Source organism: Streptomyces sp. NPDC048461 (genome assembly GCF_055587105.1).
Window position 1 is genome coordinate 225,754 of record NZ_JBVJGW010000011.1, and the last position, 25,005, is coordinate 250,758.

At 72.3% G+C, this 25,005-nt stretch carries 21 protein-coding genes; 13 read left to right on the top strand and 8 right to left on the bottom strand.

Annotated elements, in window-relative coordinates; all coding sequences use genetic code 11:
• Positions 1-9 precede the first annotated feature (9 nt).
• Both ACZ6S8_RS20950 and ACZ6S8_RS20955 read left to right on the top strand, forming a co-directional pair.
• On the top strand, positions 10-1,137 hold the full coding sequence (locus tag ACZ6S8_RS20950; protein WP_469457906.1) for a hypothetical protein: 1,128 nt from the start codon (positions 10-12) through the stop codon (positions 1,135-1,137).
• On the top strand, positions 1,134-2,438 hold the full coding sequence (locus ACZ6S8_RS20955) for a hypothetical protein (protein WP_469457806.1): 1,305 nt from the start codon (positions 1,134-1,136) through the stop codon (positions 2,436-2,438). Before ACZ6S8_RS20950 ends, ACZ6S8_RS20955 begins: the two co-directional genes overlap by 4 nt.
• 74 nt (positions 2,439-2,512) lie before the next feature.
• On the opposite strand, the gene ACZ6S8_RS20960 is transcribed toward ACZ6S8_RS20955, so the two are convergent.
• Positions 2,513-4,027 carry a peptide MFS transporter gene (locus ACZ6S8_RS20960; protein ID WP_469457808.1) on the bottom strand — a complete coding sequence of 505 codons (1,515 nt, stop codon included), beginning with the start codon at positions 4,025-4,027 and terminating at the stop codon, positions 2,513-2,515.
• Positions 4,028-4,531: 504 nt separating this feature from the next.
• Between ACZ6S8_RS20960 and ACZ6S8_RS20965 the strand changes: the two genes are divergently transcribed.
• On the top strand, positions 4,532-5,209 hold the full coding sequence (locus ACZ6S8_RS20965) for a response regulator transcription factor (protein ID WP_469457810.1): 678 nt from the start codon (positions 4,532-4,534) through the stop codon (positions 5,207-5,209).
• 70 nt (positions 5,210-5,279) lie between these two features.
• Complete coding sequence (locus ACZ6S8_RS20970) at positions 5,280-6,545, top strand: ATP-binding protein (RefSeq protein ID WP_469457812.1); 1,266 nt, start codon at positions 5,280-5,282, stop codon at positions 6,543-6,545.
• On the opposite strand, the gene ACZ6S8_RS20975 is transcribed toward ACZ6S8_RS20970, so the two are convergent.
• Positions 6,546-7,121, bottom strand: coding sequence for a GtrA family protein (locus tag ACZ6S8_RS20975; RefSeq protein ID WP_469457813.1), 576 nt, complete (start codon positions 7,119-7,121; stop codon positions 6,546-6,548).
• Between the two features lie 234 nt (positions 7,122-7,355).
• Between ACZ6S8_RS20975 and ACZ6S8_RS20980 the strand changes: the two genes are divergently transcribed.
• From ACZ6S8_RS20980 to ACZ6S8_RS20995, 4 genes are all read left to right on the top strand, one after another.
• Positions 7,356-8,474, top strand: coding sequence for a 5-(carboxyamino)imidazole ribonucleotide synthase (locus tag ACZ6S8_RS20980; RefSeq protein WP_469457908.1), 1,119 nt, complete (start codon positions 7,356-7,358; stop codon positions 8,472-8,474).
• On the top strand, positions 8,471-9,007 hold the full coding sequence (purE, locus tag ACZ6S8_RS20985) for a 5-(carboxyamino)imidazole ribonucleotide mutase (RefSeq protein ID WP_351274620.1): 537 nt from the start codon (positions 8,471-8,473) through the stop codon (positions 9,005-9,007). Before ACZ6S8_RS20980 ends, purE begins: the two co-directional genes overlap by 4 nt.
• Positions 9,004-10,212 (top strand): dipeptidase, encoded by a 1,209-nt coding sequence (locus ACZ6S8_RS20990; protein ID WP_469457816.1) that lies wholly within the window; start codon positions 9,004-9,006, stop codon positions 10,210-10,212. The genes purE and ACZ6S8_RS20990 overlap by 4 nt, the downstream gene beginning before the upstream one ends.
• 140 nt (positions 10,213-10,352) lie before the next feature.
• Entirely contained in the window at positions 10,353-11,459 is a 1,107-nt protein-coding gene (locus ACZ6S8_RS20995; protein ID WP_469457818.1) for a membrane dipeptidase, read from the top strand.
• A gap of 34 nt (positions 11,460-11,493) precedes the next feature.
• Here the strand turns inward: ACZ6S8_RS20995 and ACZ6S8_RS21000 are convergent, their stop codons facing one another.
• Positions 11,494-11,856, bottom strand: a complete 363-nt coding sequence (locus tag ACZ6S8_RS21000) for a VOC family protein (RefSeq protein ID WP_469457820.1) — start codon at positions 11,854-11,856, stop codon at positions 11,494-11,496.
• A 95-nt stretch (positions 11,857-11,951) separates the two neighbouring features.
• Between ACZ6S8_RS21000 and ACZ6S8_RS21005 the strand changes: the two genes are divergently transcribed.
• Complete coding sequence (locus ACZ6S8_RS21005) at positions 11,952-12,440, top strand: CGNR zinc finger domain-containing protein (protein ID WP_469457821.1); 489 nt, start codon at positions 11,952-11,954, stop codon at positions 12,438-12,440.
• Positions 12,441-12,527: 87 nt separating this feature from the next.
• Here ACZ6S8_RS21005 and ACZ6S8_RS21010 read toward each other — a convergent pair whose 3' ends face one another.
• Positions 12,528-13,871, bottom strand: a complete 1,344-nt coding sequence (locus ACZ6S8_RS21010) for a UDP-glucose dehydrogenase family protein (protein WP_469457823.1) — start codon at positions 13,869-13,871, stop codon at positions 12,528-12,530.
• A 196-nt stretch (positions 13,872-14,067) separates the two neighbouring features.
• Between ACZ6S8_RS21010 and ACZ6S8_RS21015 the strand changes: the two genes are divergently transcribed.
• Together ACZ6S8_RS21015 and manB are read left to right on the top strand one after the other, a co-directional pair.
• Complete coding sequence (locus ACZ6S8_RS21015) at positions 14,068-15,240, top strand: acyl-CoA dehydrogenase family protein (protein ID WP_267721870.1); 1,173 nt, start codon at positions 14,068-14,070, stop codon at positions 15,238-15,240.
• 111 nt (positions 15,241-15,351) lie between these two features.
• Complete coding sequence (gene manB / locus ACZ6S8_RS21020) at positions 15,352-16,434, top strand: mannose-1-phosphate guanylyltransferase (RefSeq protein ID WP_469457825.1); 1,083 nt, start codon at positions 15,352-15,354, stop codon at positions 16,432-16,434.
• 109 nt (positions 16,435-16,543) lie between these two features.
• Here the strand turns inward: manB and ACZ6S8_RS21025 are convergent, their stop codons facing one another.
• A complete protein-coding gene (locus tag ACZ6S8_RS21025) occupies positions 16,544-17,881 on the bottom strand; it encodes an LCP family protein (protein ID WP_469457827.1) in 1,338 nt (445 codons plus the stop codon).
• Between the two features lie 106 nt (positions 17,882-17,987).
• On the opposite strand from ACZ6S8_RS21025, the gene ACZ6S8_RS21030 reads away from it, so the two are divergent.
• Positions 17,988-18,524: an acyl-CoA thioesterase gene (locus tag ACZ6S8_RS21030; RefSeq protein WP_469457828.1), complete on the top strand. Its 537-nt coding sequence runs from the start codon at positions 17,988-17,990 to the stop codon at positions 18,522-18,524.
• Positions 18,525-18,589: 65 nt separating this feature from the next.
• Here the strand turns inward: ACZ6S8_RS21030 and ACZ6S8_RS21035 are convergent, their stop codons facing one another.
• Positions 18,590-20,158 carry an LCP family protein gene (locus ACZ6S8_RS21035; protein ID WP_469457830.1) on the bottom strand — a complete coding sequence of 523 codons (1,569 nt, stop codon included), beginning with the start codon at positions 20,156-20,158 and terminating at the stop codon, positions 18,590-18,592.
• 93 nt (positions 20,159-20,251) lie between these two features.
• Between ACZ6S8_RS21035 and ACZ6S8_RS21040 the strand changes: the two genes are divergently transcribed.
• Complete coding sequence (locus tag ACZ6S8_RS21040; protein ID WP_469457832.1) at positions 20,252-21,277, top strand: glycosyltransferase family 2 protein; 1,026 nt, start codon at positions 20,252-20,254, stop codon at positions 21,275-21,277.
• Positions 21,278-21,379: 102 nt separating this feature from the next.
• Here ACZ6S8_RS21040 and ACZ6S8_RS21045 read toward each other — a convergent pair whose 3' ends face one another.
• Positions 21,380-23,176, bottom strand: coding sequence for an LCP family protein (locus ACZ6S8_RS21045; protein WP_469457834.1), 1,797 nt, complete (start codon positions 23,174-23,176; stop codon positions 21,380-21,382).
• A 50-nt stretch (positions 23,177-23,226) separates the two neighbouring features.
• Positions 23,227-24,960: an LCP family protein gene (locus ACZ6S8_RS21050; protein ID WP_469457836.1), complete on the bottom strand. Its 1,734-nt coding sequence runs from the start codon at positions 24,958-24,960 to the stop codon at positions 23,227-23,229.
• Positions 24,961-25,005: the final 45 nt, after the last annotated feature.

Genomic DNA, 25,005 nt, shown 5'->3' on the forward strand with positions numbered 1-25,005 from the left:
GCCAGCGCCATGGCCGCCCGCACGCCCGGCGCCGCAGCCCGGCTCGCGGCCCTCCTCGCCGCGGGGCTGGCGGCCTGCGCCCTCGCGCTGCTGCCCGCGGCCCCGGCCGCCGCCGACGAGGGCAAGCCCGCCGTGGCGCTCTCGCTCCAGGAGGCCGCGAAGGGTACCGAGATCACCGTCACCGGGACCGGCTGGCGGCCCAAGACGCTCGTGATGCTGCTGGTCTGCGGCGAGAACATGATCGGCGGCACCAACAGCTGCGCCAACGCCGACGGGGTCGCCGTCGCGGTCGCCGACGACGGCCGCTTCGCCGCGCAGCTGCCGGTCGTCGCCCCGCCCAAGCCCTGCCCGTGCGTCGTGAACGTCACCTCCGTCAACGGCGACCAGTCCACCGTCGCCGCCCCGCTGAAGATCACCGACCATCCGGTGGCCGAGCTGCCCGCCGCCTCCGGCACGGCCCGCCTCGCGATGCTCACCGGGGTGGAACTGGAGGGCGACGACGGGGTGCTGACCTGGTTCGGCTCCCCGCCCTCGCGGACGTTCAAGGTCACCGTCGGCAACCTCGGCTCCGCCCCGGTCAAGGACCCGGTCTTCCAGCTCGGCATCGCCCACGGGGTGTTCGCGCCCCTGTGGGAGGAGGCCCGCTGGAAGGGCACCATCCCGCCGGGCGGGAAGGCGGAGATCGCCCTGGACGTCGCCCTGACGGCCGGCGCGTACGGGGACTACACGATCTCCCTCAAGTACGGGGAGACGGTCGTCGCCGCCCAGCCCTGGGGCGTGGACCGCCCGTACGGGGTCCTGCTCTTCTGGGGCCTGCTCCTGCTGGTGGTCCCGGCCGCGGTCTTCCGCGTGGGCATGGCCGTCGTCGACCGGGTCCGGCCGCGCACGGCCCCCGCCGGCGGACGCCACCGCGGCGCCGACCCGGCCGCGGCCGTCACCGCCCGGCTGCCCCGCATCCCGTCCGTACGCCGTCCCGCGCGGGCGGACCGCGGCGGGCAGCCGGAGCCGTCGCAAGCCCCGCCCCCACAGACCACCACGGCGGTCCTGCCGTGGTTCACCCCGGACAGCGCGCCGGAGACAGCACCACAGACGTCCGCACCGTCTGAGAACCGTTCGACGACGAAGGGACATTCGTGAAGACCCAACGGAGGGTAAGCGCGGCCGCGGTCGCGCTGCTGCTCGGCGGCGCGGGCATCGCCCTGGCGGCTTCTCCCGCCCTGGCGGCCGAGACCACGTACAAGGTCAAGTGCATCCCGCCGGCCGGTGGTGGCAGCCCCGTCGAGGGCGACACCACGGCCAAGATCACGGCTCCGGCCACCGCCAAGGTCGGTGACGAGGTCGACGTGGTCTGGGAGACGGTCAAGCCCGCCTCGAACAACACCGACCTGATGGTGATCCCCAAGGACTCCGTCCTGCCCACCGGGTGGATCGCGCTCGGCGGCGGGATGGGCGAGCTCAAGGTCGTCGGGGAGAAGAAGAACCCGGAGATCGCCAAGAAGGCCCCCATGGTGATGTCGGCCATGAAGGGCAAGCTGAAGCTCACCAAGGCCGGGAAGATCACCCTGAGCCCCGGCAAGTACGACGTCGCCGTCACCTTCTCCATCGGCACGTTCACCACCAAGTGCGCGCCGACGGGCGAGGCCGGCGTGGGCGCGACCATCGACGTGTCCGCCGGCTCCACCGGCGGGACGACGAACGGGGGCGCGACCAACGGGGGCGCCACCAACGGGGGCGCCACCAACGGCGGTGCCACCAACGGAGGCGCCGCGAACGGTGGCACCACCGCCGGGGGCGGCGGCCAGACCGACTTCCCGGGCAAGGCCGTCGACGTGAAGTTCGACTGCGGCGAGACGGTCCCCGGCGGCATCACCACTCCGGTCACCGTCAACGCGAAGAAGAACGGCGGCAGCTACGACCTGACGGTCAAGACGGCCAAGGACGCCATGAAGGCCCCGGTGCCCCTGCCCAAGGGCGCGCTCAAGCCCTCGATGGAGGTCAAGCTCGGCGGCGCCGACAGCGGTGCGGTCAAGGTCACCGGCCCGGCCAACGCCGAGCCGATCGGCCAGGGCGCGGGCGTCAGCCTCAGCGACATGACGGGCACCTACAAGCCCGGCAAGACGGGCAAGGTCACCCTCAGCCCGTCCGACATGACGATCGAGGTCACGATGGTCGCGGGGTCCACCCCGCTCAGCGTCCCCTGCAAGGCGGCCACCAGCGCCGTCTCGCTGGAACTGGACACCACCGCCCAGCAGGGCGGCTCCGGCGGCCCGTCGTCCTCCGGCGGCTCCGGCAGCGCCGCCTCGGGCGGTCTCGCCGAGACCGGCGCGCAGGACGAGGGCGGCATCAAGGCCCTGGCCCTGGTCGCCGGCACGGTGGTCCTGCTCGGCGCGGCGGTCTTCACCTTCACCCCGTGGCGCCGCCTGCGCGGCACCCGGTAGGAGCGGGTCCGGACAACGGGACGGCCCGGCACACCTCGCGGTGTGCCGGGCCGTCCTGCGCGTACGGGGGTGCGTCAGTGCACGGTGCCCATCAGGGCCTGGACCTTCTTGCGGTACATGTAGACCGCGAGTCCGGCCGCGACGGCGAGCGCCGCCTGCATGCCGATGATCCCGGTCCCGTTCAGGTCCACGCCGGCGAGCGACAGCAGACCCGTGGTGCAGTCACCGGCGGTGACGGCCAGGAACCAGACGCCCATCATCTGGGAGGCGTACTTCTGCGGCGCCATCTTCGTGGTGACCGACAGGCCGACCGGGGAGAGGCACAGCTCGGCGATCGTCTGGATCATGTAGATCGAGACCAGCCACATCGGCGACACCATGGTGCCGTCGGAGGCCATGCTCATCGGGACGATGAAGACGAAGAAGGACGCGCCGACCAGGACCAGGCCCATCGCGAACTTCACGATGGTGTTCGGCTCCTGGTTCTTGCGGGCCAGCCACAGCCACATCCACGCGAAGACCGGGGCCAGCGCCATGACGTAGAGCGGGTTCAGCGCCTGGTACCAGGTCGTCGAGGGGTCCCAGCCGAAGATCGTGCCGGTCTTGGAGTCCGCGAACAGCGACAGCGTCGAGCCGCCCTGGTCGTAGATCATCCAGAACACGGCGGCGGCGATGAAGAACCAGATGTACGCCGACATCTTCGACTGCTCGGGGCCCGACAGGTCCTTGTCGCGCTTGATGCGCGCCAGGACGACGACCGGGATGATCAGACCGGCGATGGTGATCGGGTACAGCGCCCAGTTGATCGTGAACAGCCCCAGCGCGACCACGGTGCCGTAGAACGCGGCGACGATCGCGAGGGCGGCGACGGCCTTGACGACGATGCCGTTGCGCTCGGTCGACGACAGCGGGTTCGGGACGATGCTGCTCTGCGGGCTCAGCGTGCGGCCGAAGACCAGGAACACCACGAGGCCCAGACCCATGCCGATCGCGGCGAGCAGGAAGCCGAGGTGCCAGTTGACGACCTCGCCGACGGTGCCGATCAGGAACGGCGCGCCGAAGGCACCCAGGTTGATGCCGATGTAGAACAGCGTGAAGCCGCCGTCACGACGGGGGTCGTCCGCACCCTTGTAGAGGTGGCCGACCATCGTGGAGATGTTGGCTTTCAGCAGACCGGAGCCGACGGCCACCAGCAGCAGACCGACGAAGAAGGCGATCTGGCCGGGCAGGGCCAGCGCCACGTGACCGGCCATGATCACGACACCGGCGATGGTGACGGTCTTGCGGGCGCCCCAGACGCGGTCGCCGAACCAGCCGCCCGGCATGGCCATGAGGTACACCATGGCCACGTAGACGGAGTAGATCGCCGTGGCGGCGCCCATTTTGAAGCCCAGGCCTCCGCCCTGGCTCCCGGTCGCGGCGTCCGTGCCGCCGGAGACCAGGTACAGGACGAGAAGCGCACGCATGCCGTAGTAGGAGAACCGCTCCCACATCTCGGTCATGAACAGCGTGGCCAGGCCGATCGGGTGGCCGAAGAGGGTCTTCTCGTGAGCGGGGCTCGGAGAAGCCGTCGTCAGGCTGGAAGCCATGGTCGATCCTTGCTTGCTCGGGACGCACCGCTTTGTGAGCGGGGTCGCGCCCGGTGAGGGGTGGCCGGCACCGGCCGAAGCTGTTCCGGCCCCACGCCCGGGGGCCTCGCCCCCGCACGCGGGGGAGGCGGAACAGTCACGTCCGGGATCCACGCCCCGTCGCGCACCATCGCGCGCAGGGCCCGGCCCACAGGTCGTTCACTGCCGTCGGTCCGGACAGGGCGGTCCGCCGCGTCGGTGCGTGGGGACAGCCAATCCGGCCCGTACAGAATCGAAGACCTCCGGCGCGCTTTTCGGCACAAAGGTCCCCTGAGTAGTGCATCAGGCGTCTCGCCACCATACGACACGACACTGCGGCATATGGAAGGACTTGAGACATGGATCACAGGATTCCAGGGAACCGTTCGGCCCCATTCGAAGGTCCCAAGTCCTTCGTATGCCCAGTTCCCCAGGGCTATGCAGGCAGGCCCCGGGTTGGACTTTCCGCGGACTACCATCACCCACATGACGCGTGTACTGCTCGCCGAGGACGACGCATCCATCTCGGAGCCCCTGGCTCGCGCCCTGCGCCGGGAGGGGTACGAGGTCGAGGTCCGTCAGGACGGCCCCACCGCCCTGGACGCGGGACTGCAGGGCGGCGTCGACCTCGTCGTCCTCGACCTCGGCCTGCCGGGCATGGACGGCCTCGAAGTCGCCCGCCGGCTGCGCGCCGAGGGCCACGGATTCCCGATCCTCGTGCTCACCGCCCGCGCGGACGAGGTCGACACGGTCGTCGGCCTGGACGCGGGCGCCGACGACTACGTGACCAAGCCCTTCCGCCTCGCGGAGCTGCTCGCCCGGGTCCGGGCCCTGCTCCGGCGCGGCGCCACCGAGGCGAGCCAGCCCCCCGCCACCCACGGCGTCCGCATCGACGTCGAGTCGCACCGCGCCTGGATGGGGGAGGAGGAGCTCCAGCTCACGGCCAAGGAGTTCGACCTGCTGCGCGTCCTGGTCCGGGACGCGGGCCGGGTCGTCACCCGCGACCAGCTGATGCGCGAGGTGTGGGACACCACCTGGTGGTCCTCCACCAAGACCCTCGACATGCACATCTCCTGGCTGCGCAAGAAGCTCGGCGACGACGCCGCCAACCCCCGCTACATCGCCACCGTCCGCGGCGTCGGCTTCCGCTTCGAGAAGAGCTGACCCCCGCGCCGTACGGGCCGGCCCCCGCCGCTGAAGGGCCGGCCCCCGATCCTGGGGCATGCTCTAGGTCATGCGCCGCCGCCTGATCAACTCCACGCTCGCCGTGGTGCTCGTCGTCATCGCCGTCTTCGGGGTCTCCCTGGTCATCGTGGAGACCCGCACCATCAGCAGCAGCGCCCAGGACCGGATCGAGTCCGAGGCGCTCCGGCTGGTGGGCGTCGTCGAGTCCGACGTCCTGGAGAAGAAGCCGGTGGACACCGCCGCGCTCGCCGAACTGCTCGAAAGCGGCAAGTACGCGCGCATCACCATCCCCGGACAGCCGCCCGTCGAGGTGGGCGACCGCATCGACGAAGGCGTCATCCGCGGCACCGCGCGCGGAGAGCAGGGCGAGGTCGTGGTCGTCGAGGAGGCCCGCTCCACGGTCACCCGGGAGGTGGTGCGGACCCTCGCCGTCGTCGGCGCGGTCGCCCTGCTGGCCGTCGTGGCCGCCGTGCTCCTCGCCGTACGGCAGGCCAACCGGCTGGCCTCCCCCCTCACCGACCTCGCCGAGACGGCGGAGCGGCTCGGATCCGGCGACCCGCGCCCCCGCCACAAGCGGTACGGGGTGCCCGAGCTGGACCGCGTCGCCGACGTGCTGGACTCCAGCGCCGAGCGGATCGGCCGCATGCTGACCGCCGAGCGGCGCCTGGCCGCGGACGCCTCCCACCAGCTGCGCACCCCGCTCACCGCCCTCTCGATGCGGCTGGAGGAGATCACGGTCACCGACGACCTGGAGACCGTGCGGGAGGAGGCGACGATCGCCCTGACCCAGGTCGAGCGGCTCACCGACGTGGTGCAGCGGCTCCTCACGAACTCGCGGGACCCGCGGACCGGCTCGGCGGTCCCCTTCGACCTCGACGAGGTCGTCAAGCAGCAGGAGGAGGAGTGGCGCCCCGCCTACCGCAGCGCCGGCCGGGCCATCGTCCGGTCCGGGAAGCGGGGCGTACGGGCCGTGGGCACCCCCGGCGCCGTCTCGCAGGTGCTGGCCACCCTGGTGGAGAACGCGCTGATGCACGGCGGCGGCACCGTCGCCCTGCGCACCCGGGTGATCGGCAACCAGGCGGTGCTGGAGGTCACGGACGAGGGCCCGGGCGTGCCCCCCGACCTCGGAAACCGGATCTTCGAGCGGGCCATCAGCGGCCGCAACTCCACCGGAATCGGCCTGGCCGTCGCCCGGGACCTCGCGGAGGCGGACGGCGGCCGCCTGGAACTGCTCCAGGCGCAGCCGGCGGTGTTCGCGCTGTTCCTCAGCCGGACCGCGCCGGAGCCCGCCGACCCGGAGACCACGGTCCGCTAGCTATGAGCTCGCGGGGGCCGGCTCGGGCGCCGGCTCGGGGGAGACCCCGGTCCGCGGCCGGGACGCGGACGCCGCGGGCGCCTGCCCGGCCCCCGCGGCGCCGGGCACGGGCTCCGGTACCGGCTCCGACGCGGGCTCCGGCAGGGCCCGGAAGACCCACGTCCGGTACGACCAGAAGCGGAACACGGTGGCCGTCCCGATCCCGACGAACTTGAACACGTTGGTCGCCACCGGGCCGTCCCAGCCGAACCCGTACGTGGCGGTGTACAGCACGCCGTTCTCGATCACCAGGCCGACCGCGCTGAAGGCCGCGAACAGCGCCAGCTCACGCGTCCGGCCGCTCTGCGCGCGGTCCCGGTAGGCGAAGTACCTGAAGCCGAGGTAGTTCGTGGCGATGGCCACGACGGTGGCTATCACGCTCGCGCGCACCACCTGGAGGTCGGTCGTGTGCCGGATCAGGTTGAAGACGCCCAGGTTGACCAGCACACCCAGACCGCCGACCGCCCCGAACTTCGCGACCTCCCGTACGAGGCCGCGTACGCGTTCGAGGACAGATCGGTTCCCCGGCGTGCTCATCTGTTGGTTCAGTCCCTGTCGGTCACCGCCCCGCGCGGGGCGTCCGGTTCTCTGCTGCCGGCTGGTCCGCCGACCCGGCCATGTTAAGTGTCGCCCCCGCGGTCCGTCTGTGCCTTCGCGCACCGTGCGACGCACGGCACACCGCCCGGGTCCGCGCCGGGCGCGCACCCATGCGCGTCCCCGTGGCCGAATACCGCCGGATACCCTGGAGGCGTGACGTTCCCGGTAGTCGGCATGGTCGGCGGCGGACAGCTCGCCCGCATGACCCACGAGGCGGGCATCCCCCTCGGCATCAAATTCAAGATCCTCAGTGACACCCCACAGGACTCGGCGGCCCAGGTCGTGAGCGACGTCGTCATCGGCGACTATCGCGATCTGGAGACGCTGCGCGCCTTCGCGCGCGGCTGCGACGTGATCACCTTCGATCACGAGCACGTGCCCACCGAGCACCTGCGGGCCCTGGAAGCGGACGGCATCCCCGTCCGCCCGGGGCCCGACGCGTTGGTGCACGCCCAGGACAAGGGGGTGATGCGCGCCAGACTCGACGAGATCGGCGCGCCCAGCCCCCGCCACCGGATCGTGAGCGATCCGGCGGACGCGGCGGCCTTCGCGGACGAGGTGGGCGGCTTCCCCGTCATCCTCAAGACGGTGCGCGGCGGGTACGACGGCAAGGGCGTGTGGTTCGTCCGCACGCCCGAGGACGCGGAGGCCCCGTTCAAGGCGGGCGTCCCGGTCCTCGCGGAGGAGAAGGTGGGTTACGTCCGCGAGCTCGCGGCCAACATCGTCCGCTCCCCGCACGGCCAGGCGGTGGCCTACCCCGTCGTGGAGTCCGTCCAGGTGGACGGGGTCTGCGACACGGTGATCGCCCCCGCCCCGAACCTCTCCGAAGAGCTCGCGGGCGAGGCCCAGACCCTCGCCCTGCGCATCGCCAAGGAGCTCGGCGTGACCGGCCACCTGGCCGTCGAGCTGTTCGAGACCACCGACGGCCGCATCCTCGTCAACGAACTGGCCATGCGCCCGCACAACAGCGGCCACTGGACCCAGGACGGCGCCGTCACCTCCCAGTTCGCCAACCACGTGCGCGCGGTCCTGGACCTTCCGCTGGGCGACCCGCGCCCCCGCGCCCGCTGGACGGTCATGGCGAACGTGCTCGGCGGGGACTTCCCCGACATGTACGCCGCGTACCTGCACTGCATGGCCCACGACCCGCAGCTGAAGATCCACATGTACGGCAAGGACGTGAAGCCCGGACGCAAGGTCGGCCACGTCAACACCTACGGCGACGACCTGGACGACGTGCTGGAGCGCGCCCGCCACGCTGCCGACTACCTCAGAGGAACGGTCACCGAATGAGCACCTCCGCCGCCGGGCCCGTCATCGGCATCGTCATGGGCTCCGACTCCGACTGGCCGGTCATGGAGGCCGCCGCCCAGGCCCTGGACGAGTTCGAGATCCCCTACGAGGTCGACGTCGTCTCCGCGCACCGGATGCCGCGCGAGATGGTCGCGTACGGGGAGCAGGCCGCCGGACGCGGCCTGAAGGCGATCATCGCCGGCGCGGGCGGGGCCGCCCACCTGCCCGGCATGCTCGCCTCCGTCACCCCGCTGCCGGTCATCGGCGTACCGGTACCGCTGAAGTACCTCGACGGCATGGACTCGCTGCTGTCGATCGTCCAGATGCCCGCCGGGGTCCCCGTCGCCACCGTCTCGGTCGCCGGCGCGCGCAACGCCGGGCTGCTCGCCGTCCGGATGCTCGCCGCCCACGACCCGGAGCTGCTGGGCCGCATGCGGGAGTTCCAGCAGGAGCTGAACGACCAGGCCACCGACAAGGGCAAGCGGCTGCGGGCGAAGGTCGCGGGAGCGGACGCCTTCGGATTCGGCAAGTGAGCGCCGCGCAGCGCCTGGGCGAGGCGCGCGAGCTGCTGGCCGAGCACCCCGTCGTCGACGGCCACAACGACCTGCCCTGGGCGCTGCGCGAGCAGGTGCGCTACGACCTGGCGCGCCGGGACATCGCGGACGACCAGTCCGCCCACCTGCACACCGACATCCCCCGGCTGCGCGCCGGCGGGGTCGGCGCGCAGTTCTGGTCGGTGTACGTGCGCTCCGACTTCGCGGGCGACGAGGCGGTCAGCGCCACCCTGGAGCAGATCGACGCCGTCGCCCAGCTGATCGACCGCTACCCCGGCGACCTGGTGCGGGCGCTGACGGCGGACGACATGGAGGCGGCCCGCGCCGACGGCCGGATCGCCTCGCTGATGGGAGCCGAGGGCGGCCACTCCATCAACAACTCGCTCGCCACCCTGCGGGCCCTGCACCGCCTGGGCGTGCGGTACATGACGCTCACGCACAACGACACCATCGACTGGGCCGACTCGGCGACCGACGAGCCCCGGCACGGCGGCCTCACCGACTTCGGCCGCGAGGTCGTGCGCGAGATGAACCGCGTCGGCATGCTGGTCGACCTCTCCCACGTGGCCGCGACGACGATGCGCGACGCGCTCGCCGTCTCGGCCGCCCCGGTGGTCTTCTCGCACTCCTCCGCGCGGGCCGTCTGCGACCACCCGCGCAACATCCCCGACGACGTGCTGGCCCTGCTGCCCGCCAACGGCGGCGTCGCCATGGCCACCTTCGTACCGAAGTTCATCCTCCCGGCCGCCGTCGAGTGGACCCTGGCCGCGGACGCGAACCTGCGGTCGCACGGCTTCCACCACCTCGACACCACGCCCGGGGCGATGGCCCTGCACCGGGCCTTCGAGGCGCGGAGCCCGCGCCCGGTGGCCACGGCCGCCACGGTCGCGGACCACCTGGACCACATGCGCGCGGTGGCCGGGATCGACCACATCGGCATCGGCGGGGACTACGACGGCACGGCCTTCACCCCGTCCGGCCTGGACGACGTGGCGGGCTACCCGAACCTGGTCGCGGAACTGCTGGACCGCGGCTGGTCGAAGGCCGACCTGGCGAAGCTGACCTGGTCCAACGCGGTACGGGCGCTGCGCGACGCGGAATCGGTGGCGCGCGACCTCGCGCGGACCCGGGGCCCGTCGAACGCGGTCATCCCGCCGGCGGCGACGGGCCCGGCGAGCGCGTGACGCCCGCGTCCGGCGGGTGCGGTGACCTGGTGTGACCTGCTGATTACACCCGAACGCCACATCCGCCGGGCGACCCGGGCGTCCCACATGTCACGGTGGCACCACCTCTCCCCGCTGCCGCCGAGACCGGAGCGAACGCCATGGCCGACCTGCAGGATGAACCCCACTCCGTGGGCATCGGAGCGGAGCACCTTCCGGCTCCGCCCCTTCCCGCGGTTCCCACGGCGGTGCCCGGAGCCCTCGACCGGGCCGCCGCGCTGCTGGCCGTGCACCCCGTCGCGGACGGGTGCAACACCCTCGTACGGACGCTGCGCCGGAGCCCGTACCACGACATCGGCACCCCCGACGCCGGTGTGGACACCGACATCCCGCGGCTGCGCGCCGGGGGAGTGGGGGCCCAGTTCTGGTCCCTGCTCGAACCCCCGGGCGGCCCGGACGACCCGGACGTTCCGGGCGGGGCGGCGGACACCGACCGGGTCGTCTCCGACACCCTGGAGCAGATCGACGTCGCGCTGACCCTGGTGCGCGGCTACCCCGACAGCCTCCTCCTCGGCCTGACCGCCGGCGACATGGCCGATGCCCGCAACCGCGGCCGGATCGCCTCGTTCCTCGGCCCCGTTCCCGGCCGCACGCTCACCGACTCGCTCGGCGCGCTGCGCGCGTTCCACGCGCTGGGCGTACGCCTCCTCGCGCCCGCCGGGGCGCCCTGGGCGCAGGACGGCCTGACGGCCTTCGGCCACGAGGTGGTCCGGGAGGCCAACCGGCTGGCCGTGCTCCTGGACCTCACCGACTGCCCGCCGGCGACCGCCTGCCAGGTGGCCGGGGCCTCCAAGGCGCCGGTGATCATCTCGAACACGGCGGCGGCCGCGCTGAACCCGCACCCGGGCAACGTCACCGACGAGGTCCTGCTCGCACTGCGGGGGGCGAACGGGCTCGCGATGGTCACCTTCGACCCCGCGCGCACCGGGGACTCCCTGCACGCGGTGGCGGACCACGTGGACCACGTACGGGCCGTCGCGGGCCCGCACGCCGTCGGCCTCGGCGCCTCCTTCGGCAGCGAACCGGGCCGCCCCCGCCCGGCGGGCCTCACGGACCCCTCGGGCTACCCGAGGCTGATCGCCGAACTGCTGGAGCGGGGCTGGCCGGAGACCGACCTCGCCCTGCTGACCTGGGGCAACGCCCAGCGGGTGGTGCGCGACGCGGAGTTCACGGCCCGCGCCGCCCAGCACCACCGCACGTCGCCCTAGGACGCACGTCGCCCCAGGACGATCGGGGTCGGTCCTAACCGGCGCAGAGACAGACCGGGTGCCCGGCCGGGTCGGCGTAGACCCGCCAGCCCCGGTCGCGGTCGCAGGTGTCCAGGGGCACGGCCCCCAGGGCGAGGATCCGCTCCTCCGCCGCGTCGAGGTCCTCCACGGTCAGGTCCAGGTGGAACTGCTGCGAGTCCTCCGGCGCCGGCCACTTCGGCGGGACGTGGCCGGGGGCCAGCTGGAAGGCCAGCGGGGTGCCCCCGTGCCCTTCCAGGTCCACCCAGGTGTCGTCCCCGGAGCTGGGCGTGCCGCCCAGCAGCCCGGCGTAGAAGGCGGCGAGGGCGGGCGGGTCGGGACAGTCGAGGACGACGGTGCCGAGCGTGGCGACGGCCATGGTTGTCTCCTAGCGGTTACCGATAGATGGCTCCAACTGGTAACCGCCAGCCTACGCGTTACCGCTTGCCGAAGCCAAGAGGTAACGTCGTGTCCATGACTGGACGCGCACCGGCACCCGGCGGGCTCGCGCTGGTGGAACGACTCGTCAACACGCTGAGCGTGGACACGGGCGACGACCGCCTCGCGGCCGAGTTCGGCCTGTCCGGCGCCGCCCTGGCGGATGCGACGGAACTCCGCGAAGCCCTGCGCGACGCCCTCCTGGCGCACGCGGGCCACGCCTTCCCGGCCGGCGCGGCCGAGCGCCTGAACCGGCTGCTCGCCGCGGCCCCGCTGACCGTCCGCGTCGACGCGGACGGCGCCGCCGTCCTGGCCGCCGCGGGGGAGCCGTCCCTCGCCTCCGGCGTCGCCGAGGCCGTCGCCGGAGCGGCCGCGGACGGCACCTGGCCCCGGCTGAAGGCCTGCGCCGCGGACGACTGCCGGTGGGCGTACTACGACCGCAGCCCGGCGGGCCGCGGCCGCTGGTGCAGCATGTCGGCCTGCGGCGCCCGCGCCAAGATGCGCACCTACCGCGCCCGCGACTGACCGGCCGGGACAGGGGCTGACCGTCAGGGGCCCCGGAGGCGCCCGGCCGGGCTCCGAGGGCGACCGGCCGGGTCCTCCCCGCGGAACCTACGCCCGGGGGCGGCCCATCGCGCGGTACGTCCAGCCGGCCGCGCGCCAGCGCTCGGGGTCCAGGGCGTTGCGGCCGTCCAGGACGAGCGGGTCGGTGACGACCGCGGCCAGCTCGGCCGGGTCGAGGTCGCGGAACTCGCGCCACTCGGTCAGGTGCAGGACCACCTCCGCACCGCGGGCCGCCGCGAGCGCGGAGTCGGCGTACCCGAGGGTGGGGAAGACCCGCCGCGCGTTGTCCATGCCCTTGGGGTCGTAGACGGTGACCTGGCCGCCCTGGAGGTGGATCTGCCCCGCCACGTTCAGGGCGGGGGAGTCGCGGACGTCGTCCGAGTCGGGCTTGAACGTGGCGCCGAGCACGGCGACCCGCTTGCCGAGGAACGAGCCGCCGACCGCCTCGCGCGCCAGCTCCACCATGTGACCGCGGCGCCGCATGTTGATGGAGTCGACCTCGCGCAGGAAGGTCAGCGCCTGGTCGGCGCCCAGCTCGCCGGCCCGTGCCATGAAGGCGCGGATGTCCTTCGGCAGGCAGCCGCCGCCGAAGCCGATGCCGGCCCGCAGGAACTTCTTGCCGATCCGCTCGTCGTAGCCGATGGCCTCCGCCAGCTTCACCACGTCGCCGCCGGCCGCCTCGCAGACCTCCGCCATCGCGTTGATGAAGGAGATCTTGGTCGCGAGGAAGGAGTTGGCGGCCGTCTTGACCAGTTCGGCGGTCGGGAAGTCGGTGATGACCAGCGGGGTCCCCTCCGACATCGGCGTCTCGTACACCTCCCGCAGCACCTTCTCGCCGCGCTCGCCCTGGACGCCGATCACGATCCGGTCCGGGTGCAGGGTGTCCTGCACGGCGAAGCCCTCGCGCAGGAACTCCGGGTTCCAGGCCAGCTCCACGTCCGCGCCCGCCGGAGCCAGCTCGGCGAGCCTGGCCGCGAGGCGCTCCGCCGAGCCCACCGGCACCGTGGACTTGCCGACCACCAGCACCGGGCGCGTCAGGTGCGGGGCGAGCGAGGCCATGGCCGCGTCCACGTAGGACATGTCGCAGGCGTACTCGCCGTGCTTCTGCGGAGTGTTCACGCACACGAAGTGGACGTCGCCGAACGCGCCGACCTCCTCCCAGGAGGTGGTGAACCGCAGCCGCCCCGTGGAGCCCGGCAGTCCGGCGACGTGCGCCGCGAGGAGGTCCTCCAGACCGGGCTCGTACATCGGCACCCGGCCCGCCGCCAGCATCGCGATCTTCTCCGGGACCACGTCCAGCCCCAGCACCTCGAACCCCAGCTCCGCCATCGCCGCGGCGTGCGTGGCGCCGAGGTAACCGGTGCCGATCACAGTGATCCTGAGGGGGGCCATGGGTGCTCCAGAGGTGCGGGGCCGTTTGCGGCCACGAGCATAGTCGGGCCCGGCAGGGGGGACGTTCCCCAGGTGGGGCCCCTCGCTGTCATGCAACTCACGTGGGCGGTCCATATCGCCATCCGGACGCCGGACACTAAGCTTGGGTTACTTAACGGTAGTTAGCATCACGCATCACCTTTGGGGAGTGAGAGTCTTGGCGGGTTCTGCCGACTTCGACCTGTACCGCCCGGCCGAGGAGCACGACATGCTCCGTGAGTCGGTCCGCTCGCTCGCCGAGGCGAAGATCCTGCCGTTCGCCGCCGCGGTCGACGAGGAGTCCCGCTTCCCGCAGGAGGCCCTCGACGCGCTGGTGGCCAGCGACCTGCACGCCGTCCACGTGCCCGAGACCTACGGCGGCGCGGGCGCCGACGCCCTCGCCACCGTGATCGTGATCGAGGAGGTGGCCCGCGTCTGCGCGTCCTCCTCCCTGATCCCGGCCGTGAACAAGCTCGGCTCGCTCCCGGTGATCCTGTCCGGGTCCGAGGAGCTCAAGGCCAAGTACCTCGGCCCGCTGGCCAAGGGCGACGCGATGTTCTCGTACGCCCTCTCCGAGCCGGACGCCGGCTCCGACGCCGCCGGCATGAAGACCCGCGCCGTGCGCGACGGGGACTTCTGGGTGCTCAACGGCGTCAAGCGCTGGATCACCAACGCGGGCGTCTCCGAGTACTACACGGTCATGGCCGTGACCGACCCCGAGAAGCGCTCCAAGGGCATCAGCGCCTTCGTCGTGGAGAAGGGCGACGAGGGCGTGTCCTTCGGCGCCCCGGAGAAGAAGCTCGGCATCAAGGGCTCCCCGACGCGCGAGGTCTACCTCGACAACGTCCGGATCCCGGCCGACCGCATGATCGGCGCCGAGGGCACCGGATTCGCCACCGCGATGAAGACCCTGGACCACACCCGCATCACCATCGCCGCCCAGGCGCTCGGCATCGCCCAGGGCGCCCTGGACTACGCCAAGGGCTACGTCCAGGAGCGCAAGCAGTTCGGCAAGCCGATCGGCGACTTCCAGGGCGTGCAGTTCATGCTCGCGGACATGGCCATGAAGATCGAGGCCGCCCGCCAGCTGACCTACTCGGCGGCCGCCCGCTCGGAGCGCGTCTCCTCCGGCGGCCCCCACGAGGACCTGACCTTCTTCGGCGCCGCGGCCAAGTGCTTCGCCTCCGACGTCGCGATGGAGGTCACCACGGACGCCGTCCAGCTCCTCGGCGGCTACGGGTACACCCGCGACTACCCGGTGGAGCGCATGATGCGCGACGCGAAGATCACGCAGATCTACGAGGGAACGAACCAGGTCCAGCGGATCGTGATGGCACGCAACCTGCCGTAGCAGACATCCCGGGCCGGAGGCGGATGGACGTGACCGCCTCCGGCCTTGGCATGCCCCCCGCATGGGCTAAATTTGGACCTTCGCACGCAGGAATCGGTTGGGGAGAACGCAATGACGGAAGCGATCCTGCTGGTCGGAGGCCAAGGAACGCGCCTGCGTCCCGTGACCGTGAACACGCCCAAGCCGATGGTCCCCACGGCCGGCGTCCCGTTCCTCGCCCACCAGATAGCCAGGGCCACCGCAGCAGGCGTCACGCACATCGTGATGGCCACCTGCTACCTCGCCGAGGTCTTCGAGCCGTACTTCGGTGACGGCTCGGAGTTCGGCATCACCCTGGAGTACGTGGTCGAGGACGAGCCCCTGGGCACCGGCGGGGCCATCCGCAACGCCGCGCAGCGCCTGACCGGCGGCCCGGACTCCTCCGTCCTCGTCTTCAACGGCGACATCCTCACCGGCCTCGACATCGCCGGGCTCGTCGCCTCGCACGAGGCGGCCGACGCGGACGTCTCCCTGCACCTCGTGCAGGTCGAGGACCCGCGCGCCTTCGGCCTGGTCCCCACGGACTCCGACGGGCGGGTGCTGGCCTTCACCGAGAAGCCGCAGACCCCGGAAGAGATCATCACCGACCAGATCAACGCCGGCTGCTACGTCTTCCGCCGCAGCGTCATCGACTCCATCCCGGCCGGCCGGCCCGTCTCCGTCGAGCGCGAGACCTTCCCCGGCCTCCTCGCCTCCGGGGCCACGCTCCACGGAGTCACCGAGAACACGTACTGGATGGACCTCGGCAAGCCGGAGGCCATCGTCCAGGCCTCCGCCGACCTGGTCCGCGGCGTGGTGTCCTCCCCGGCCGTCCCGGGCCGCCGCGGCGAGTCCCTGGTGCTGCCCGGCGCCGAGGTCGCCGCCGGCGCGAAGCTGTCGGGGGGCACCGTCGTGGGCGCCGGCGCCCGCATCGGGGCCGGGGCGGTCGTCCAGGGCTCCATCGTGCTGGACGGGGCGGTCATCGGCCCGGACGCGCAGATCAACGCCAGTCTGATCGGCGCCGACGCCTCGGTGGGCCCCCGCAGCGTCCTCGACAGCGCCGTCGTCGGCGACGGGGCGGTCGTCGGGGCCGACAACGAGCTCCGCGCGGGCGTCCGCGTCTGGTGCGGCGCCGAACTGCCCGCCGCCGCGATCCGCTTCTCCTCGGACTCCTGACGCCCGACGGCTTCCGACACCGGACGACTCCTGGCGCCCGGCGTACGGGAGGGGGCGGCGGGATCTCCCGCCGCCCCCTCCCGCCGTCACCCGGCCGGCCGAGCACCGCTCACTGGCCGCGGACGGTGACCTTCTCGTCGTTCTGGATCTGCTTCACCAGCTGCTGCACCTTCGCCTTGTCCCAGACGAGGTTCCCGCCGCGCTGCCCGGAGATCGGCATGTTCATCGAGACGCCGTCACCGCCGTTGACGCCCTTCATCGCGAAGAACATCTGGCCCATGTCCCACAGGCCCATGTCCTGGTCCACGATCAGCGTGTCCAGGCCCGCGCCCAGCATCGGGTAGAGCGAGAACGGGTTGAGGACCGTCCCCGGCGTCGCCGCCTGGCTCGCGAGCGCCGACAGGAACTTCTGCTGGTTCTTCGTGCGCTGGAGGTCCGACTCGGCGAAGGCGTACCGGGTCCGCACGAACGCCAGCGACTGCTCGCCGTTCAGCGTCTGCTTGCCGGCCTGGAAGTCGGCGCCCGACTTCTCGTCCTTGAAGGCCTTCTCGATGTCGAGCTCCACCCCGCCCAGCGCGTCCACGATGTTCGCGAAGCCGGCGAAGCCGATCTCCGCGTAGTGGTCGATGCGCAGGCCGGTGTTGTGCTCCACCGTCCGTACGAGCAGCTCCGGACCGTCCTCCGCGTACGCCGCGTTGAGCTTGACCCGCCGTCCCTGGGCCGGGAACTTCTTGCCCGACTGGGAGCCCACGAACGAGGGGATCTCCACGTCCGAGTCGCGCGGCAGCGAGATCATCGTGTTCCCGCTGGAGCACTTCGCCAGGATCATCATCGAGTCGGTCCGCTTGCCCTCGGCCGAGCCCGTGTGGAGCTTCTTCTTCTCCTCGGCGGACATGCCCTCGCGGCTGTCGGAGCCCACGATCAGGTACGTCGTGCAGTCCCCCTCCTTCGGCCGCTCGATCACCTTGGAGAGGTCCACCTCCCGGCGCACCTTGGAGTCGGCCCAGAAGTACGTGGCGACCGTCGTCACCAGGAGCGCGGAGACCAGCACGATCGAGCCGACCTTGATCCGCCTGCGCCAGTCCGGGGCCGGGCCGGGGGCCCGTCCGGGGCGGCCGGGTCCCGTCGGCGGCTGCGGCGGCCCGCCGGGGCCCGCGGGACCGGCCGGCGAGCCGTAGACCTGGCCGGTGTTGTAGCCGCTGTCGAAGCCGCCGTAGGTGTCGTGCCCCTGGGCGTGCTGCGGGGGCACCCCCGGTGCGGGGGGCGCCGGGGTCCCGGGGCGCCGGCCGGGCGGCGGGACCGCCGGGCGCGGGGGCTGCTGCCGCTGGACGTGCCGCATCCGCTGCGCGCCCTCGGGCTGCGCCTGCGCGCTGCCGCGTCCGTACCCGTCGTCACGGCGGTCGCGCTCGTCGCGCTCGCCGTTCCACCCTGCTGGCCAGTCATTCATGCGCCCTAGGATGCACGCCCGGGCGTGTCGTCCGACAGCCCGGGTGGCGTTCCGTACCGGTGCTGTTGCAGAGCTGATGCCTCCGGTACCCAACTAAGGTGTGCGTATGACAGACATACCGGTCGAGCTGCCGGGGAAGCCGACCTCGGCCTCCCGGACCACCCTCAGCCACATCATGACCGCCAACGACACCAACCTCCTCGGCACCGTGCACGGCGGCGTGATCATGAAGCTGGTGGACGACGCGGCCGGAGCCGTGGCCGGCCGCCACTCCGGGGGCCCCGCGGTCACCGCGTCCATGGACGAGATGGCCTTCCTGGCCCCGGTCCGGGTCGGCGACCTCGTCCACGTGAAGGCCCAGTGCAACTGGACCGGCCGCTCCTCGATGGAGATCGGCGTACGGGTCCTGGCGGAGCGGTGGAACGAGTCCACCCCCGCCACCCAGGTCGGCAGCGCCTACCTCGTCTTCGCGGCGGTCGACGCCGAGGGCAAGCCCCGCACGGTGCCGCCGGTGCTCCCGGAGACCGAGCGCGACGAGCGGCGCTACCAGGAGGCCCAGATCCGCCGCACCCACCGGCTCGCCCGCCGCCAGGCGATCACGGCCCTGCGCGAGGAGCGGGCGGCACAGGGCTTCGACGACTGACGCCCGACCGCCCGCCCCCTGACCGCCTGCCCCTTGACCGCCCGCCCCCTGACCGCCCGCCCCGGTTACGTGCCGCAGACCACCTGGTCGCCGGTGACCGCCCCGGTCGCCCCGCCCTGGTACGGGTCCTCCGCGCGCACCGGAACCACCTTGCGGTAGTCCGCGCCCGCGATCACCACCACGGTCCGTCCCTGCCCCGGCACCGCCCGCAGCTCGCTGCCCGGCAGGGCCGTGGACACCGTACGGGCGGTGCGGTCCCAGCGCGGGTCGTACGTGATCACCGTGCGCTTGACCTCGCGGCTGGCGCCGTTGCCCGGGGCCCGCGTGGTGTCGAAGCCGGTGGCGCGCAGGGCCGCGTCCACTCGGCCGCCCAGGCCGTCGATCCGCGTCCCGTTCTCCACCTGGACCCGGACCTGCTGCGGGGGCACGTCCACCGGCACGGACACCGGCCGGCTGCGGGCCTGGCCGGGCCGGACGGGCGCCAGCGGCCGGTCCTCGCGCACCGCCGCGAACAGCTTGGCCGCCTTCGCCTCGTCCCACTTCACGGTGGAGCCGATGCCCTTGACCGGGTAGGAGGGGCTGCCGATCGGCACCGACGCGAACTCCGACGAGGACGGGGTGAAGTCCCGCATGGCCTGGCCGAGCGCGAGCATCTGTTCCGAGCCGAAGCCGGTGTCGGCCCGGACCGAACCGAGCAGGGTGGAGCTGACCTGCTTGAACTTGACCGGGTTCAGCAGCACCCCGCCGCCGGTCGCCTGCTTGATCAGGGCGGCGATGAACCGCTGCTGGCGCTGCATCCGGCCGAGGTCGGACGCCCCGTCGATGTGGCGCGAGCGCACGTACTGCAGGGCCTGGCCGCCGGTGAGCCGGTGGGTGCCCGGCAGCAGGTCCAGGCCGGTGTAGGTGTCGCGCATGGTCTTGGCGGTGCAGATCTCCACGCCGCCCACCGCGTCGACGGTCCTCATGAAGCTGGTGAAGTCGACCTCCAGGTAGTGGTCGATCTTCACCCGGGTCATGTTCTCCACGGTCCGCACGGTCAGGTTGGGCCCGCCCTCCGCGTACGCCGCGTTCAGCTTCACCGGGTGCGGCTTGTGCGCCTTGCCCGTGACCAGGTCCTGGTGCGCGGGCACCTCGGCGTAGCTGTCGCGGGGCAGGCTGATCACGCTGGCCCGCTCCCGGTCCGCCGACAGGTGCACCAGCATGATCGTGTCGGTGCAGTGGCAGGGCGCGCCGCCGAGGCGGTACTCGCGCTTCTCCTCCGGGGTGATCTTCTCGCGGCCGTCGGTGCCGACCAGCAGGAAGTTCATGCCGTGCCCTGCCTCGGGGCGGTTCTTCATGTCCTTGAACGGGTCCACCCGCTCGATCCCGGTGTCCAGACCGGTCATCACGGCGTGTCCGACGGCTCCGGAGCCCAGCACCACCACCGACAGGCCCGCCGCGAGCCGCACCCCCCACCGGGGCCGGTCACCGCGGTGCCGGGCCGGGCCGCCACCGGCTCCGCGCCGGGCGCGCTGCGGCTCGGGCGGCCTGGCGGGACGGGTGGGACGGTGCGGCTGGGGCACGGGTGGACACCTCCGCGGGGACAGCAGGGGACGGTCGGACGTTCCGTCTGATTCGGCAGACAGTAGGCCCATACGATCAGCCTCTGTCCGTACCGCTCACTCGGCGCGCACCCGGTTCCCCCGTACGCGGTAACGTGACACCGATACCCGACCTTGAAGGACGACATGCCCGCCCAGCAGCCCGCAGTCTCGGTGATCATGCCGGTGCTCAACGAGGAGCACTACCTCCGCGATTCCGTCCGCCACATCCTGGAACAGGAGTACGCGGGCGAGATGGAGGTGGTGATCGCCCTCGGGCCGTCCACGGACCGCACCGACGAGATCGCCGCCGCGCTCGTCGCGGAGGATCCGCGCGTCCACACCGTCCCGAACCCCACCGGCCGGACCCCGGCGGCCCTCAACGCCGCCATCAAGGCCTCGCGCCACCCCATCGTGGTGCGCGTCGACGGTCACGGCATGCTCTCCCCGAACTACATCGCCACCGCCGTCCGCCTCCTGGACGAGACGGGCGCGCAGAACGTCGGCGGCATCATGCACGCCGAGGGGGAGAACGCCTGGGAGGAAGCCGTCGCCGCGGCGATGACCTCCCGGATCGGCGTCGGCAACGCGCCCTTCCACACGGGCGGCCGGGCCGGCCCCGCCGAGACCGTCTACCTCGGCGTCTTCCGCCGCGAGGCGCTGGAGCAGCAGGGCGGGTACAACGAGGAGTTCATCCGCGCCCAGGACTGGGAGCTGAACTTCCGCATCCGCGAGGCCGGCGGCCTGATCTGGTTCTCGCCGGAGCTGAAGGTCCAGTACCGCCCGCGGCGTTCCGTACGGGCCCTGGCCAAGCAGTACAAGGACTACGGGCGGTGGCGCCACGTGGTGGCCCGCTACCACGCGGGTTCCATCAACCCGCGCTACCTCGCCCCGCCGACCCTCGTCGGCGCCCTCGCGGCGAGCGTCGTCGTCGGCGCGGCCGTCACCCCGTGGGCCTTCGCCGTTCCGGCCGGCTACCTCGCGGGCATCGTCGCCGGCGCGGTCCCGGCCGGCCGCGGCCTCCCGCTGAAGGCGCGGGCGCAGATCCCGGTGGCCCTGGCCACGATGCACCTGTGCTGGGGCTACGGCTTCCTGACGAGCCCGCGCGCGCTGGCGAAGCGGCTGATCGCGACCCGCCGCCCGGCGGTCCGGCGCGACGCCTCGCAGGTCTGACCCGGAGCCGGGTACCCGTACCCGGAGACCCGGACCCGTACGACGAAGGGGCCCGACGGCTGTGAGCTCACAGCCGTCGGGCCCCTTCGCGTGCGTGCGCGGCTACCAGGTGAAGCCGGGCTGGATGGGCATGCAGGCCTGGTCGTCGTCCCCGTTGAGGGGGCGGGCGGAGTCCGGGGCCTTGGTCGGGGCGGGCGGCGGCGGGGTCGGCGCGTCGCCGGTCCGCCAGTCCTTGCCGACGAACAGCACGATCCCCGACACCTCGTCGGACTTCTGCACCGAGGAGGCGGGCAGTCCGAGCGCGGTCGCCAGGGCGTTGGCACTGCCCGCCTGCTCCGCGGAGTTGAAGCGGACCACCGTCACGTCCTCGGCGCCGGTGCGGTTCTCCGCGGTGGCCTTGGTGTAGCCCTTGGCGGCCAGCACCGCGGTGACGTCGCGCGCCCGGTTGCGGGCCGGGGCCTGGGCGCCGTCCTTGCCGCCGGTGGCGTTGCGGACGCCGATCGCGGTCTTCGCGGGCGGCTCGGGCGCGGCGGCCGACGGCGGGGCCGAGGGGGCCGCCGGGGTGCCGGTGGCGGCCGACGGGGAGGCGGCGGGGTCCGCGGGGGTGCCGGAGCCCTTGCCGTCGAGCGCGATGTCCTCGCGGACCATCCGGAACAGGTCCTCGGCCTCGCCCGACTTGGGCTCGACGCGGCCGTCCATGCCGGGCCGGGTGCTGTAGACCCAGGGCATGGTGGTCATGGTGATCCGGCCCGGCGGGACCTTCTTCAGCTCCATGCTGAGGTCGTACAGCTTGTCTATCTTGTCCAGGCCGGTGTCCACGACCATGGCGTCGATGGCCGCCTGGGCCAGGCTGTTGAGCTTCACCGGGTTGGTGAGCTTGGCGTTCTTGCGGAACTCGCGGGCCATCGAGTTCATGTACTGGTGCTGGGCGTGGGTGCGGCCGATGTCGGTGCCGTCCTCGAAGCCGTAGCGGGTGCGCAGCCACTGGAGGGCCTGCTCGCCCTGGATGATGCTCTCGCCCTTCGGCAGCTTCAGGCCGGAGCCCTTGCCGTCGCGGGTGCGGGAGTGCACGTTCTGCTCGACGCAGACCGGGACGCCGCCGATGGCATCCGCCATGGAGACCACGCCCTTGAAGTCGATCATCATGAAGTGATCGATGGGGATCTGTGTCAGTTCCGTCCAGGTGGCCACCGTGCAGCCCGGTCCGCCGCGGCCGAGGGACTCGTTGGTCTGGACGAGTCCCTTGCTGGCCTCGTGCACCTTGCCGCCGGGCTCGGTGCACTTGGGCATCATCAGGATCGTGTCGCGGGGCATCGACACCACGGACATGTTGCTGCGGTCCGCGGACAGGTGCAGCAGCATCTGCACGTCCGCGAGGGGCGGGCCGTCGAAGGTGTCGGTGGCGCCGCCGAGGGCCTGGTTGGCCGCGTCGTCGCGCGCGTCGGAACCGATGAGCAGGATGTTCAGCGGCGTCTGGCCGAAGGCGTTGGGCTTCGAGCCGCCCAGCTTGTTCTCGCCGAGGTTGAGCGCGTCGGTCTGGATGCTGCCGTTCAGGTGGCGGTAGTAGAGGTACCCGGCCGCCGCCGTCCCGAGTATGAGCAGGGACAGTACGGAGGCCGTCCAGCGCAGCGCGCGCCGCCGCCCCGGCCGTCCGGTGGCGGCCCGTCTGCCGCCCGCGGGCCGCTTGCCGCCGGCCGCCCGGCGGTCGGCCCGGGAGCCGTCCCGAGGCTGAGGCACGGCGCCGGTGGCGCCCGTACCGTCACCGGATGTGCCGTCGCCGGACGTGCCGTCGGCCGCGCCGTCGGATATGCCGTCGGGTGTGCCGCCGGATGCGTCCCCGGTGGTCTGAGCGGTCGCCCCCTCCCCCCGCACGCTGCTGTGCCTCACGCGTCCCCCCATCAAGATCCCCTCGTGCTTCGTGTGGTGCCGGTCCTACCGGCCGTGGTCCGTCATTTCACGCAGACCGCCTTGTCCGCCTCGGTGCGCTGGACGTCCTCCGGCAGCTGCTGCGGCGGCGCCGCAGCGAGCGGGGTGCCCGGCTCCTTGAAGTCCGGCCCCAGCGTCAGCTTCATCGGCGCCTTCGCCGCCGCGTCCGCCGTGCCCATCTTCATGGCGGTCACCGGGAGGCCCAGCAGGTCCGCGAGCGCCCGGGCCTGGTCGGCCTGGTTGGGCGCGTACTCCAGCTGGGTGGCGCCGAGCTTCGCGGGCGCGTTGCCGCGGTTGCTGCTCTTGGACACGCCCTTGGTGTTCTGCAGCCAGTTCAGGGTGGTGGAGGCCGCGCCCTTGGGCCCGCCCCCGTTGTACACGTCCACCCGTACGTCGCCCGCGGCCGCCCGGCCGCCGTGGAGCAGTGCGTCCTGCTTGGCCTTCGCGTCCGCGTCGGCCGCCTCCTTCGCGGCGGCCTCCTTCTTCTCGACCTCCGTGAGCGAGACGTCCCCCCGGATCATCTGCAGCAGCGGATCGGCCAGCCCCTGGTTGAGCACGACGGTCGCCTTGACCTTCTCGGCCGGGTTGTCGAGGACCGGCAGGGTGGTGAAGGTGACGTTCTTGAGGTCCATGTCCTTCAGTTCGCCCGCGAGGTCGGTGAGCTTGTCGATGGATCCCAGACCCTGGTCCACGGTCAGCGACTTGGTGGCCGCCTCGGCCAGCGAGAAGAACTTCTTCGGACTGGTCAGCGTCTCCTTCGACTTCATCTCGCGCATCATCGAGCTGAGGAACGCCTGCTGGGTCTTGATGCGGTCCAGGTCGCTCTCGTTGCCGAAGGCGTGCCGGGTCCGTACGAAGGCCAGCGCCTCCTCGCCCGCCAGGCGGTGCTCGCCCGCGCCCAGTTTGAGCTTGGAGTCCTTGTCGTCGACGGCCTTCTCCAGGCAGACGGGCACCCCGCCGACGGCCGTGCTCAGGTTCTTCACGGCGTTGAAGTCGACCATCATGAAGTTGTCGATCTCGATGCCGGTCAGGGCCTTGACCGTACGCATCGTGCAGCCCGCGTCGCGGCCCTCCTGCCCGAGGCTGTTGTTGAACCGGGTGCCCTTGGTGCCGCCGATCTCCTTCGTCGACCCGTCCGGCTGCTTCGTCGGGCAGGCCGGGATGTCCGTGATCAGGTCGCGCGGGATCGACAGCGCGGTCGCGTTGCTGCGGTCCTTCGCGACGTGGAACAGGATCGTGGTGTCGGCGTGGCCGACGCTGTTCGCGTCCCCGTAGCCCTCGTTGCCGGCGCCGCTGCGCTTGTCGGTGCCGATGACGAGGATGTTGATGGCCTCGTTCTTCCGGAAGCCGCCGGTGCCGGCGCCCGCCGTGTCCGTGATGGTGAGGTTGCCGTTCAGGTGCTGGTAGTAGAGGTACCCCGCGACCGAACCGCCGACCAGCAGGAACGCCAGGGCCCCGCCGGTGATGACCAGCGTCTTCTTGCGTCCGCCGCCGCCACCGCCCTTGCGGGAACGGCCGGTGCGCCGCCCGGGCGGGCCGTCGCCGCGACGGGGCTTGGGGACGGCCGGTGAGGGAGCGGTCGGCGCGGGGGCCGTGGCGGATCTGGATCTGCGCGGTGCCGACGCGGAGGGCCGCTGCTGACGCTGCTGCTCAGCGGAGTTGCCCAGTCGCAGTTCGTAGTGGCCGGTGCGGGGGTTGATCACCCACTGGTCTGCGGGGTCGATCTCGTCGGCCCGCCCACGGCTTTGCGCATCCACGGTTGCTCGAATCCTCCGTCGGTGCCTCGCGACGCGCCTCCCCCA

Bases quoted from the DNA above. Each gene is read 5' to 3' on its own strand.
- ACZ6S8_RS20950 (WP_469457906.1), top strand. From the start codon at position 10: ATGGCCGCCCGCACGCCCGGCGCCGCAGCCCGGCTCGCGGCCCTCCTC.
- ACZ6S8_RS20960 (WP_469457808.1), bottom strand. From the start codon at position 4,027: ATGGCTTCCAGCCTGACGACGGCTTCTCCGAGCCCCGCTCACGAGAAG.
- ACZ6S8_RS20965 (WP_469457810.1), top strand. From the start codon at position 4,532: ATGACGCGTGTACTGCTCGCCGAGGACGACGCATCCATCTCGGAGCCC.
- ACZ6S8_RS20970 (WP_469457812.1), top strand. From the start codon at position 5,280: ATGCGCCGCCGCCTGATCAACTCCACGCTCGCCGTGGTGCTCGTCGTC.
- ACZ6S8_RS20975 (WP_469457813.1), bottom strand. From the start codon at position 7,121: ATGAGCACGCCGGGGAACCGATCTGTCCTCGAACGCGTACGCGGCCTC.
- ACZ6S8_RS20980 (WP_469457908.1), top strand. From the start codon at position 7,356: ATGGTCGGCGGCGGACAGCTCGCCCGCATGACCCACGAGGCGGGCATC.
- purE (WP_351274620.1), top strand. From the start codon at position 8,471: ATGAGCACCTCCGCCGCCGGGCCCGTCATCGGCATCGTCATGGGCTCC.
- ACZ6S8_RS20995 (WP_469457818.1), top strand. From the start codon at position 10,353: ATGGCCGACCTGCAGGATGAACCCCACTCCGTGGGCATCGGAGCGGAG.
- ACZ6S8_RS21000 (WP_469457820.1), bottom strand. From the start codon at position 11,856: ATGGCCGTCGCCACGCTCGGCACCGTCGTCCTCGACTGTCCCGACCCG.
- ACZ6S8_RS21005 (WP_469457821.1), top strand. From the start codon at position 11,952: ATGACTGGACGCGCACCGGCACCCGGCGGGCTCGCGCTGGTGGAACGA.
- ACZ6S8_RS21010 (WP_469457823.1), bottom strand. From the start codon at position 13,871: ATGGCCCCCCTCAGGATCACTGTGATCGGCACCGGTTACCTCGGCGCC.
- manB (WP_469457825.1), top strand. From the start codon at position 15,352: ATGACGGAAGCGATCCTGCTGGTCGGAGGCCAAGGAACGCGCCTGCGT.
- ACZ6S8_RS21025 (WP_469457827.1), bottom strand. From the start codon at position 17,881: ATGAATGACTGGCCAGCAGGGTGGAACGGCGAGCGCGACGAGCGCGAC.
- ACZ6S8_RS21030 (WP_469457828.1), top strand. From the start codon at position 17,988: ATGACAGACATACCGGTCGAGCTGCCGGGGAAGCCGACCTCGGCCTCC.
- ACZ6S8_RS21035 (WP_469457830.1), bottom strand. From the start codon at position 20,158: ATGGGCCTACTGTCTGCCGAATCAGACGGAACGTCCGACCGTCCCCTG.
- ACZ6S8_RS21040 (WP_469457832.1), top strand. From the start codon at position 20,252: ATGCCCGCCCAGCAGCCCGCAGTCTCGGTGATCATGCCGGTGCTCAAC.
- ACZ6S8_RS21045 (WP_469457834.1), bottom strand. From the start codon at position 23,176: ATGGGGGGACGCGTGAGGCACAGCAGCGTGCGGGGGGAGGGGGCGACC.